Below are 9,865 nucleotides of genomic sequence, written 5' to 3' on the forward strand. Positions count from 1 at the left end.
CCCTTGGCGGAAGCGCCGCTTCGCGGTATCCATGAATTAATTGTGGATTTGAGAGTGCGATGGCGGACGGTTCGGCGAGCGGTGGCTTGAGGGATGCGCGGGGGCGGCTGATCGATCCGGATTCGCCGTTGGCGCTGAAGGCGCATCGCACCAACCTGCTGAACGTGACGGCGGAAGCGCTGTGCGCGGAGTCCTTCAACGACGAACCGCGGCGCCTACGCATCGGCGGCACGCGCAGCGAGCACGCCGTGCTGTTCGAGGCGCTCGACGAGAGCCCGGACAGCCTGATCGCAGCCGACATCTTCCAGCACTACATGGCCTTCACCTTCGGGCTGAACCCGGACTTTTCCGGGGCCGAGGGCGCGGACGGGCGGCGGCGCTACCGCGCCAGCTACCTGCGCCTGCTGAAGGGATGGCTGTTCGACAGCAACAACGCCGAGGGTGCGGTTCTGAAGGGCTGGGTGGAGAGCCGGTTCGGGCTGCTGCCCACCTTCCACAAGGAGCCGATCCTGCGGTTCGCTTCCGACGCGTGGCGGACCTACGGCGAGGAGAAGGTCGCCACCCGCTTCCACAACAACAACATCAACCTGCAGCTCGACCTGCTGTACGAATATTGCCAGTGGTGGATGCGCCGCGGCTGGCCGGACGCGCCGATGCCGTCCCGCGCCAGCCACATCCGGCTCTACCGCGGCGTCAACAATTTCGAGGAGCACCACATCGTCGCGCGCCCCGACAAGCGCACGGCGGTCCTGCGCCTCAACAACCTCAGCTCCTTTTCCATCGAGCGCGACATCGCCGGCCAGTTCGGGGACTACATCCTCGAAACCTGGGTGCCGCTCACCAAGGTGGTCTTCTTCCGCGACATCCTGCCCCGCTACCCCTTCAAGGGGGAGGGCGAGTATCTGGTCGTCGGCGGGGACTACAGGGTGGGGGTGTCGCTTCTCTGACAACCGATCACGGGACAGATCCGGCCCATGACTGACCATTCCATCCGCTCACGCGCGCTGGGCGCCTATCTCGGGCTGGCCTGCGGCGACGCGTTGGGCGCCACCGTCGAGTTTCTGACAAAGGGCGAGATCGCCCACCAATACGGCGTGCACAAGCACATCAAGGGCGGCGGCTGGCTGAAGCTGCCGGCCGGGCAGGTGACCGACGACACCGAGATGTCGATCCATCTCGGCCGTGCCATCCTGGCCGCCCCGGAGTGGGACGCCCGCCGCGCCGCGGAGGAGTTCGCCGTCTGGCTGAAGGGCGTTCCCGTCGATGTCGGGGACACGACACGGCGCGGCATCCGCCGCTTCATCATGCACGGCACCCTGTCGGAGCCGGAGAGCGAGTATCACGCCGGCAACGGGGCGGCGATGCGCAACCTGCCGGTCGCCCTGGCGACGCTGGGCGACGACGACGCCTTCGAGCGCTGGACGGTGGAGCAGGCGCACATCACCCACTGCAACGCGATGTCCGACGCGGCGACCCTGACGCTCGGCCATATGGTCCGCCGTCTGGTGCTGGGCGGCAGCGTGCGCGACGTGCGCGACGAATCGAACAAGCTCATCGCGAAGCACCGGCAATTCAAGTTCCAGCCCTACCGGGGCCTCGCCACCGCCTACATCGTCGATACGATGCAGACGGTCATGCACTATTATTTCCAGACCGATTCCGTGGAATCCTGCGTCGTCGAGACCGTCAACCAGGGCGGCGACGCCGACACCACCGGCGCCATCGCCGGCATGCTGGCCGGCGCCACTTATGGCGTGGAAACCATCCCGCCGCGTTGGCTGCGCAAGCTCGACCGCGACGTCTACAACGAAATCTGCGCCCAGGTGGACGGGCTGCTCGCCCGCTCCCCGGCGCTCAAGCAGGGGTGATTTCGACCATGGCCGACGTGATCTTCTTCGAAAAGCCCGGCTGCGCCGGCAACAACCGCCAGAAGGCGCTGCTGGCGGAGGCCGGGCACACCGTCCATGCCCGCGACCTGCTGTCCGAGCCCTGGACGGCGGACCGCCTGCGCCCCTTCTTCGGCGATCGACCGGTGGCCGAGTGGTTCAACCGAAGCGCCCCGGCGGTGAAGAACGGCGAGGTCGACCCGGACGCGCTGGACGAGGCCGCCGCCCTGGCGCTGATGCTGAAAACGCCGCTGCTGATCCGCCGTCCGCTGATGCAGGTCGGCGACCGCCGCGACTGCGGCTTCGAGGCGGAGCGGGTGGACGCCTGGATCGGGCTGGCCGCCGGGGCGCCGGAGGGCAAGCTGGAAGGCTGCGCCCGCGCCGGGATGCCGCCCTGTCCACCGCCCGCAAAGAGGTGACGGGACAACCCCGACTGTCGTAGGTTTGCCCCCGTCCTGTCTGATATCCGACAATCCTGCGATGGGGGCCGATCCATGTGCGAACTCCTGGGCATGAGCGCCAACGTGCCCACGGACATCTGCTTCAGCTTTCGCGGCCTGATGCGCCGCGGCGGGCAGACCGGTCCGCACCGTGACGGCTGGGGGATTGCCTTCTACGAGGGGAAGGGCTGCCGCGCCTTCCATGACCCGGCGCCGAGCTGCGAGTCGGAGATCGCGCGGCTGGTCAGCAGCTATTCGATCAAGTCCTGCGTGGTCATCTCCCACATCCGCCGCGCCAACCGCGGCCGGGTGTCGCTGGAAAACACCCACCCCTTCACGCGGGAGCTGTGGGGCCGCGTCTGGACCTTCGCCCACAACGGCCAGCTCAAGGGCATCAAGGACCGGACGCTGACCTTCTACGAGCCGGTCGGGACGACGGACAGCGAGCACGCCTTCTGCTGGCTGCTCGACCAAATCCGCATGCAGTACCCGGAACCGCCCAAGAGCAGCGGCGCGCTGATGCGGCTGATCCGCGACCTCGCCACCGACCTCGGCGGGCTTGGCGTCTTCAACATGCTGCTCAGCGACGGGCGGTATCTGTGGTGCCATTGCGCGACCAACCTCGCCTGGCTGACCCGCAAGGCTCCCTTCGGCCCGGCGACGCTGATCGACGAGGACATGAGCGTCGATTTCGCCAAGGAGACGACGCCCAACGACGTGGTGACGGTGGTCGCCACCCGCCCGTTGACCCGCGACGAGGATTGGACCGTCATGAAGGGCGGCGAGATGGTCGTGTTCAAGGGCGGCAATCGGGTGCGCTGACCGGGGATTGTTCTGATCTGTGCAACGAAGATTGGCGAAATCGGAGCTCAATCGATTGGCGTAGGCGGGCTTATGGTCACCTCCGAGACAAACCGAAGCGGTGACGGTGCCGGACCGGCGCCCCGCTTCCCGGACAGGAAGACGTGACCATGAAGATCCTTCGCATCGATTCCAGCCCGCTGGGCGACGCCTCCGTTTCGCGCCAGCTCACCGGCTCCATCGTCGCGGCGCTGCGCCAGGCGACTCCGGACGCCGAGGTGTCCGCCCGCGACCTGACCGTCGCCCCGCCGGACCACCTGACCGGCGAGCTGATGCAGGTCGTGAAGTTCCGCAACCTGGAGGGCCTGACCGCCCGCCAGCAGGAGGAGCTGGCCCTGACCGACGCGCTGGTCGACGAGTTTCTGGCCGCCGACGTCGTGGTGATCGGCGCTCCGATGTACAACTTCACGGTCCCGACCCAGCTCAAGGCCTGGATCGACCGCATCGCCCAGGCGGGCCGCACCTTCCGCTACACCGAGACCGGCCCGGTCGGTCTGGCCGGCGGCAAGAAGGTCTACATCGCCTCGACGCGCGGCGGCGTCTACTCGACCAACGCGGCGATGAGCGCGCTGGACCACCAGGAGGCCTTCCTGCGCACGGTTCTGGGCTTCCTGGGCGTCACCGACGTGACGGTGATCCGCGCCGAGGGCGTCGGCATGGGTCCGGACGCCCGCGCCAAGGCGCTGGCCGCCGCCCAGCAGGAGATCGACGCCCTGGCGACCCCGGTCGCGGCGTAAGGAACGCTGCGTTCCCTCTTTATGTCCCCTCTCCCCAGAGGGGAGAGGGGTTTTTACGCCGCCATCGCCTCGCCGATCCGGCGGACCGCCTCGTCCAGGGGCAGGTCGAGGCGGGTGATGTTCTGCAGCTCCAGGAAGCGCGCCTCGTTCTTCGACAGCTCGCCCTCGATCACCGCCCAGTGCTTGTCCGACGACCGCTTGGCGATCTGGCGGGCGAAGGTGCGCTGGATCTCCTGATCGAAGCGGCAGCCGAGGTAGAGGAAGCTCCGGCCCGCCCGGCGTTCCTGAACGACGGCGGGAATCGGCGTCTGGATGTCGATCTCCGTCAGGATCTCGACAAAGTCGCTGTCGGAAATCAGGTAGTTCCCCGCCGGGGCGGCGCTCCCCGACGGCTTGTAGAGCAGGGTCTCCCAGACCGACGCCGCGCCGGCCTCGACCTCCGCTCCGCCCGGCGCGTAGTATTTCACCCATTCGCCGACGCCCTGCGGGTGGGACAGGCCCTGGATCTGGCCCCAGCTCCGCTCCGCATCGGCGGTCAGCAGGCTTTCCAGCGTGTTGTCGTACCAGACATCGACGATCATCGGCGGGGCGGGCAGGGTGGCCAGCCACGCGTGAACCGGCGTCGCCGGAACCTCGCGCTTGAAGATCTCGTTCAGGATGCCGTCCAGCGTCTTGCGGTGGCGCCGCGATTCGATGAACTGGGCGACCGCGGTCAACTGGCTGCGGATGCGGCCCGGCGCGGCGACCTTGGCGTTCAGCCGCTGCGCCAGTTCCAGCGAGGTGCGCGGGATCGGGCAGTCGGCCTCCGGCAGCAGCGCGAAGGCGCCCGGCCCGAGATAGGGCACCACGCCCCGCGTCTTCAGCGCCGCGGCGATGTCCGCGATGATGGTGTCGGTGCCCATGCTGGTGTCCATGCTGTCGATGACGGCGGTGTCGGTCATGCTAACCCCGTTCGGCTGGCTTTTGCCCCCTCCCTGACCCTCCCCCGCTCTCGGCGGACCTTTGGTCCGCCGAGAGTGGGGGAGGGTCGGGGTGGGGGCATTACGCCGATACCCTCAGCACGTCACGACCCCCGCCGCGCCCCCATCAGCCGCGCCAGCAGGGCGGCTTCGGTCTGCGGCGTTTTTCCGTCCGCACCGTCTTCCGGCTTCAGCCGCCCGGTCGCCGCCATGGCGATCAGCATCGCCGGATGCATCGCTGGATGATGCCCCGACGGACGCCCTGTCGACTCGTCTTCCCCACGCGCCGCGGCGTGGTCGCGGGCCAGCGCCTCGTTGATGTGCGCGAAGGCCTCGATGTCCTTGATGTGCAACATGTCCGTTCCGCCCTCCGCGCAAAGTTCGTTGTGCGTCGCAGCAAAAGGCAAGTTAGCAGCTTCCGCTGAGTGAATCCGCCGTCATGCCGCGGCGGACTGTCGCACCGTATTCGCATCGCCCGGTGCCGGCTCCCGAACCGTCAGCATAAGCCCAAAACCAATGACGAAGAAAGCCACAACGCTCGCCATGCCGGCCCGCTGGCTCTCGAACAGCGCGGTGGCCAGCCCGAAGGCGAGCGGACCGACGAAGCCGGCCATGCGGCCGGTCAGGCTGTAGAGCCCGAACATCTCGCCCACCATGCCCGGAGGGGCCAGCCGCGCCATCATCGACCGCCCGGCCGCCTGCGCCGGCCCGAAGAAGGCACCCAGCCCCAGGGCCAGCACCCAGAACCATGCCTTCTCCGTCGCCAGCAGCAGCGGCACGCCGAAGGCGGTCAGGCCGATCAGGCTGACCAGGATGGTCGGCTTGGCCCCCATCCGGTCGTCCACCCAGGCGAAGCCGATGGCCCCGACGCCGGCCACCACGTTCAGCGCGATGGCGAAGAGCAGAATCTCCTCGAAGCTCATGCCGAAGGCGTGGGCGGCGAAGATGCCGCCGAAGGCGGTGATGGTGTTGATGCCGTCGCGGTAGATCGCGCTGGCGATCAGGAAGCGCAGCGTGTTGCGGTATTTGCGCGTCTCCGCCAGCGTCCGGCGCAGCGTCGCCATGCCCTCCCGCGCGGCCTGACGGATGCCGAGGCCGGTCGCCGGCACGTCCGGGACGAACAGGAAGAAGGGGATGGCGAACAGCCCGTACCAGGCGGCGGCGAGAAGGGCGGTGGCGCGCACCGGCGCCTGCTCCGCCGTGTCGAGCAGGCCGAACAGCGGGGTGGGCGACTTCACGAAGACGAACAGGGCGACCACCAGACAGGCCAAGCCCCCGAAATAGCCGATGCCCCAGCCCCAGCCGGAGATCCGCCCGAGCATGCGCGGCGGCGCCAGCGCGGTCAGGCTGGCGTTGTAGAAGACGTTCGCCAGCTCGAAGGCGACGGTGCCGATGACCACGCAGACCAGGGCGAACAGGGCATGGGACGGGTCGGGCTTCACCCACCACAGGGCGGCGCAGAAGACCACGGTCAGGCTGGTGAACAGCGCCATCCACGGCTTGCGCCGCCCCGTCCGGTCGGCCACCGCGCCCAGCACGGGGCTGAGCAGGGCGATCAGCAGCCCGGCGACGGTCAGCGCCGCGCTCCAGCGCGAGGCGCCCGCCACCTCGTCCCCGACCACGCCGCGGGCGAAATAGACGGAGAAGATGAAGGTCGTGATGATAGTGTTGTACGACGAGTTCGCCCAGTCGTAGAGGCACCAGGACGCGATGGCACGGCGGCTCGGCGCCTCGGCGGTGTGGGGCATGCTGAAGGATCGGCCGTCTGTTGTCCGGGATGGCCCACTCTAGGCAAAGTGGCCGGGAATGCCAACCCGGGGGCGGAGCTACGCCGGTTTGGCGGAGTCCGCCGCCGGCGTGGTGGCTTTCGCCAGCGCCATGCCCTGGGCGATGCCTTGCGCCACGTTCCGGGCGGCGGTGGCGTCCAGTCGGGACTCGAAGCCCTTGAACCACGCCTGTGTCTTCAACTCGTCCGGTGTCTTGGGGATGTGCCGCAGCGGGTCGGACTGCGACCGGTCCATCGCCTGCTTGATCAGGGTCGCGAGCGGGTTGTCGCTGTCGAGCTTTTCCGGTTCATCGCCCTTCTCCCTCGTGTGGATTTCGTAGGACACCTGCGCCGACGCCCGGCGTGTCGCCCATTCGGTCGAGGTCTTCTCCTCGGGGCCGACGGCGTCCAGGAAGGTGAGGTTCGCCTTCATCCTTGCGGCCTCGTCGCTGCGGAACGGATCGGTGAAGCTGGCCTCCTGGCTGATCGGACCGTTGTAGAGGCCCATGGCCAGCCCCTCCTGCTGCGCCATGATCGATTGGGCGATGTCCTGCTCCTGCTTGGAGAAGTGGCCACCGGCGTTGCTGCGCACCGCCTCCAGCGAGCGGCGGTCGAGATCGCCCATCAGTGAGTACCAGTCCCGACCCTCGAAGCTGTCGAAGTCGAAGGCCTTCCCGCCGGCCTTCATGGCCTCGTACTGCGCATCCATGCGGGCGCGGGCGTCCTTGGCAATGGCCGGCCCGCTCAGGCCCGCCGAGCTGGACACTGCCCCCGGATCGGACACCGCCTTGGCCAGCGCCGTGGCGGGCTTGCCGTCCCGCATCGGGAAATAGGCGGCGTAGGGGTCCCCCGCCGCGGCACTGGTCGTGGTCTTGCCGGCCTTGGACGCGGTGGTGGTCGCCATGAAGGCCTGGGCTTCGACGGACAGGGTGACGAAGACAGCCGAGCCGCCGGAGGCCGACGCCGCCTGACCGGCGGCGGTCTGCGACGGGGCTCCCTTGTCAGCGCCCAGCACGGTCAGTGCCGCCTTGAGACTGAAACCGAGGCTGAGGCCGGAGGCTGGCGCGTTCGACGGGTTGATCGACATGAGGCCCTCCCGACCATCCAGGCGGGCACTTCGGTCGCTGCCGCCATTCGTTGATGGAAGCCTAGCGCGTTCAGGCGGAAGTTGTCAAAAGAGCGAAGCTTTATTCGGTATGGCGAATGGCCGCGGGCGAATTGGACGGCGCGGGTTCGTCGAGGTGAACCGGAACGACGTCGATGGTGGGGCGACGTTCGTCCAGGCGTGTGTCGATCCGCGCGCGCAAGTCCATCATCTGCGCCTGGATCGCCTCGATCTCCGCCTTTTGCCGGTCCAGATCGGACAGGTCGGGCAAGGGGGTGGAGAGGGCGGTGGGGTTGTGGTCGGGCGTCTTGTCGGTGCTCATGGATCCTCTCCGGTTCGGCGTCGGTCGGCTGGCGTCGGCTTGCGGGAAACGCCGAAGGCGCGCGTCCGCTCAGCCGCCCACGCCGAACGAAATCTGGTTGTTGTCGTAGCGGGCGACGATGGTCAGCCGGTCGCCGGGACGCACGCGGATCGGCGTCTCCAGATAGGTCATCGCCTGCTTCCAGTGGTTCGTCCGCGCCCGGCTTTCGGAGTGGTAGACGACCTCCTCGTCCATCTGCAGATCGAACCAGAAGGCGACGCCGTGGCAGGTGCCCTCCGCCGTGATCTCCACGGCGATCTCGCGGCCGCCCTCCTCGGGCATGTTGCGGGTGAAGTCGAAGTCGAGCGCGGTGAAGGCGGCCGACAGCGGCGTGTGGGTTTCGGCGCCGAGGTCGATCTGCTGATAGCCGGGGGAGCGGAACACGTCGAAGGTCGACATGTCGAAGCCGCCGATGGTCTTCACCGGGTTGATGCGGGCCAGTTCCGGCGTCTCCACGAGCATAGCGTAGACGGTCGAGGCGCGCGGAATGATCGCGCCGCCGGGCTTCACCAGATGGGTGCGCGCGTGCTGCAGCACCGACAGCATGCGCGGCGCCAGCATGCCGATGTTGATGAGCTCCGACACGAAGACGTCGGCCTTCTCCGGCAGGTCGCCGCCCTCGCCCACCGACAGACGGGTGGACAGCTTCGGCACCACGTCGATGCGGTCGGCGTAGCCGTTGTTGGCGACGGTCTCGCGGGCGATGCGGGCGAGGATCGGGTTCACCTCGCAGGTCACCACCTTCCGCGCCCCGGCGCGCGCCGCCATCATGGCGACGATGCCCGAGCCGGTGCCGATCTCCAGGACCAGCGAGTCGGGGGTCACCGCGCGCTTCAGCGCCGCCTCGTAGGCGTCGTTGCGCTCGAAATCGTTGATCATCGGCAGGTGCCAGCCGGGGACGGCGTTGGAATAGATCAGCCGGCGGGTGAACTGCACCAGCGGGTGGTCCGGCGCGATGGCGCGGGCGGCCTCGATGGCCTCCACCGCCTCGTTGGCGCGGTCCAGGCTTTGCAGCGTGTGGGCGAGGCCGACATGGGCGGGGACGAAGCGGGGCGCCGCCGCGATCACCATGCGGAACGCCTCCTCGGCCTCCTCCAGGGCGCCGCGGGTGCTCAGCGCCTCGGCGAGGTTGTAGCGGGCCTCCAGATACTCCGGCGCCCGTTCCAGCGCGGCGCGGAAGGCGGCCTCCGCCTCGTCCAGCCGGCCCAGCTCGCGCAGGGTGGTGCCCAGGAAATTGTGCATCTCCGGCGCGTCGCCGCGCAGGGCCAGGGCGGCGCGGAAGGCGCCCTCGGCGTCCTCCAGCCGGCCCAGCGCCTTCAGCGCGTTGCCCAGATTGCCGTGAAGCTCCGGCAGGCGGTCGTTGAGGGCGATGCCGGCGCGGAACGCCTCTTCCGCCTCCGCCGCGCGGCCGAGCTGGAAGAGCAGGCTGCCGCGGCTGTTGTGGAAGGACGGGTCCTTGCCATCCTCGGAAATCGCCAGGGCGAAGAGGTCGAGCGCGCCGTCGGGATGGCCGGTGTGGGCGGCGACGACTCCCAGCAGGTGCAGGGCCTGCGCGTTGTGCGGGTCGGTCGCCAGGATCGCCCGGCAGGCCGCCTCCGCCCCGCCCAGATCGTTCGTCCGCAGCAGGCGGATGGCGTCGTTCAGGGTGGGCTGGGGGTCGGTCATCGCGGCGGGCTCCGGTTGGGCGGACATTCCTTGGAATGGCCGCACCATAGCCGGAAAGCGGGGCGGACGCATGGGAAACCCTCGTC

11 protein-coding genes are annotated in these 9,865 nt (G+C 68.7%); 5 read left to right on the forward strand and 6 right to left on the reverse strand.

All coding sequences use genetic code 11. From position 1 onward, the window contains the following. Positions 1-59 precede the first annotated feature (59 nt). From ACWPXE_RS19090 to ACWPXE_RS19110, 5 genes are all read left to right on the forward strand, one after another. Complete coding sequence (locus tag ACWPXE_RS19090) at positions 60-947, forward strand: NAD(+)--dinitrogen-reductase ADP-D-ribosyltransferase (protein WP_454019036.1); 888 nt, start codon at positions 60-62, stop codon at positions 945-947. Between the two features lie 27 nt (positions 948-974). Next, the gene (gene draG / locus ACWPXE_RS19095; protein WP_038528969.1) at positions 975-1,868 is read left to right on the forward strand and encodes an ADP-ribosyl-[dinitrogen reductase] hydrolase; all 894 of its coding nucleotides are present in this window, start codon (positions 975-977) and stop codon (positions 1,866-1,868) included. 8 nt (positions 1,869-1,876) lie between these two features. After that, positions 1,877-2,305 carry an ArsC/Spx/MgsR family protein gene (locus ACWPXE_RS19100; protein ID WP_454019037.1) on the forward strand — a complete coding sequence of 143 codons (429 nt, stop codon included), beginning with the start codon at positions 1,877-1,879 and terminating at the stop codon, positions 2,303-2,305. A gap of 75 nt (positions 2,306-2,380) precedes the next feature. Continuing rightward, positions 2,381-3,148, forward strand: a complete 768-nt coding sequence (locus ACWPXE_RS19105; protein ID WP_149166711.1) for a class II glutamine amidotransferase — start codon at positions 2,381-2,383, stop codon at positions 3,146-3,148. Between the two features lie 149 nt (positions 3,149-3,297). Then, complete coding sequence (locus tag ACWPXE_RS19110; protein ID WP_145705054.1) at positions 3,298-3,924, forward strand: FMN-dependent NADH-azoreductase; 627 nt, start codon at positions 3,298-3,300, stop codon at positions 3,922-3,924. A 53-nt stretch (positions 3,925-3,977) separates the two neighbouring features. Here ACWPXE_RS19110 and ACWPXE_RS19115 read toward each other — a convergent pair whose 3' ends face one another. The 6 genes from ACWPXE_RS19115 to ACWPXE_RS19140 all read right to left on the reverse strand — a co-directional run bounded on the left by ACWPXE_RS19115 (position 3,978) and on the right by ACWPXE_RS19140 (position 9,779). After that, positions 3,978-4,865, reverse strand: coding sequence for an SIR2 family protein (locus ACWPXE_RS19115; RefSeq protein ID WP_454019038.1), 888 nt, complete (start codon positions 4,863-4,865; stop codon positions 3,978-3,980). Between the two features lie 122 nt (positions 4,866-4,987). Continuing rightward, entirely contained in the window at positions 4,988-5,239 is a 252-nt protein-coding gene (locus ACWPXE_RS19120; protein ID WP_237904804.1) for a hypothetical protein, read from the reverse strand. Positions 5,240-5,320: 81 nt separating this feature from the next. After that, on the reverse strand, positions 5,321-6,631 hold the full coding sequence (locus tag ACWPXE_RS19125; RefSeq protein ID WP_454019039.1) for an MFS transporter: 1,311 nt from the start codon (positions 6,629-6,631) through the stop codon (positions 5,321-5,323). A gap of 78 nt (positions 6,632-6,709) precedes the next feature. Beyond that, on the reverse strand, positions 6,710-7,735 hold the full coding sequence (locus ACWPXE_RS19130; RefSeq protein ID WP_454019040.1) for a hypothetical protein: 1,026 nt from the start codon (positions 7,733-7,735) through the stop codon (positions 6,710-6,712). 100 nt (positions 7,736-7,835) lie between these two features. Beyond that, positions 7,836-8,075 carry a hypothetical protein gene (locus ACWPXE_RS19135; RefSeq protein WP_454019041.1) on the reverse strand — a complete coding sequence of 80 codons (240 nt, stop codon included), beginning with the start codon at positions 8,073-8,075 and terminating at the stop codon, positions 7,836-7,838. A gap of 69 nt (positions 8,076-8,144) precedes the next feature. Further along, positions 8,145-9,779, reverse strand: coding sequence for a tetratricopeptide repeat protein (locus ACWPXE_RS19140; protein WP_454019042.1), 1,635 nt, complete (start codon positions 9,777-9,779; stop codon positions 8,145-8,147). Between the last annotated feature and the right edge of the window lie 86 nt (positions 9,780-9,865).

Source organism: Azospirillum sp. Marseille-Q6669 (assembly GCF_965111635.1).

Excerpts from the sequence above, each read along its gene's own strand:
- ACWPXE_RS19090 (WP_454019036.1), top strand. The coding sequence starts at position 60 with ATGGCGGACGGTTCGGCGAGCGGTGGCTTGAGGGATGCGCGGGGGCGG.
- draG (WP_038528969.1), top strand. The coding sequence starts at position 975 with ATGACTGACCATTCCATCCGCTCACGCGCGCTGGGCGCCTATCTCGGG.
- ACWPXE_RS19100 (WP_454019037.1), top strand. The coding sequence starts at position 1,877 with ATGGCCGACGTGATCTTCTTCGAAAAGCCCGGCTGCGCCGGCAACAAC.
- ACWPXE_RS19105 (WP_149166711.1), top strand. The coding sequence starts at position 2,381 with ATGTGCGAACTCCTGGGCATGAGCGCCAACGTGCCCACGGACATCTGC.
- ACWPXE_RS19110 (WP_145705054.1), top strand. The coding sequence starts at position 3,298 with ATGAAGATCCTTCGCATCGATTCCAGCCCGCTGGGCGACGCCTCCGTT.
- ACWPXE_RS19115 (WP_454019038.1), bottom strand. The coding sequence starts at position 4,865 with ATGACCGACACCGCCGTCATCGACAGCATGGACACCAGCATGGGCACC.
- ACWPXE_RS19120 (WP_237904804.1), bottom strand. The coding sequence starts at position 5,239 with ATGTTGCACATCAAGGACATCGAGGCCTTCGCGCACATCAACGAGGCG.
- ACWPXE_RS19125 (WP_454019039.1), bottom strand. The coding sequence starts at position 6,631 with ATGCCCCACACCGCCGAGGCGCCGAGCCGCCGTGCCATCGCGTCCTGG.
- ACWPXE_RS19130 (WP_454019040.1), bottom strand. The coding sequence starts at position 7,735 with ATGTCGATCAACCCGTCGAACGCGCCAGCCTCCGGCCTCAGCCTCGGT.
- ACWPXE_RS19135 (WP_454019041.1), bottom strand. The coding sequence starts at position 8,075 with ATGAGCACCGACAAGACGCCCGACCACAACCCCACCGCCCTCTCCACC.
- ACWPXE_RS19140 (WP_454019042.1), bottom strand. The coding sequence starts at position 9,779 with ATGACCGACCCCCAGCCCACCCTGAACGACGCCATCCGCCTGCTGCGG.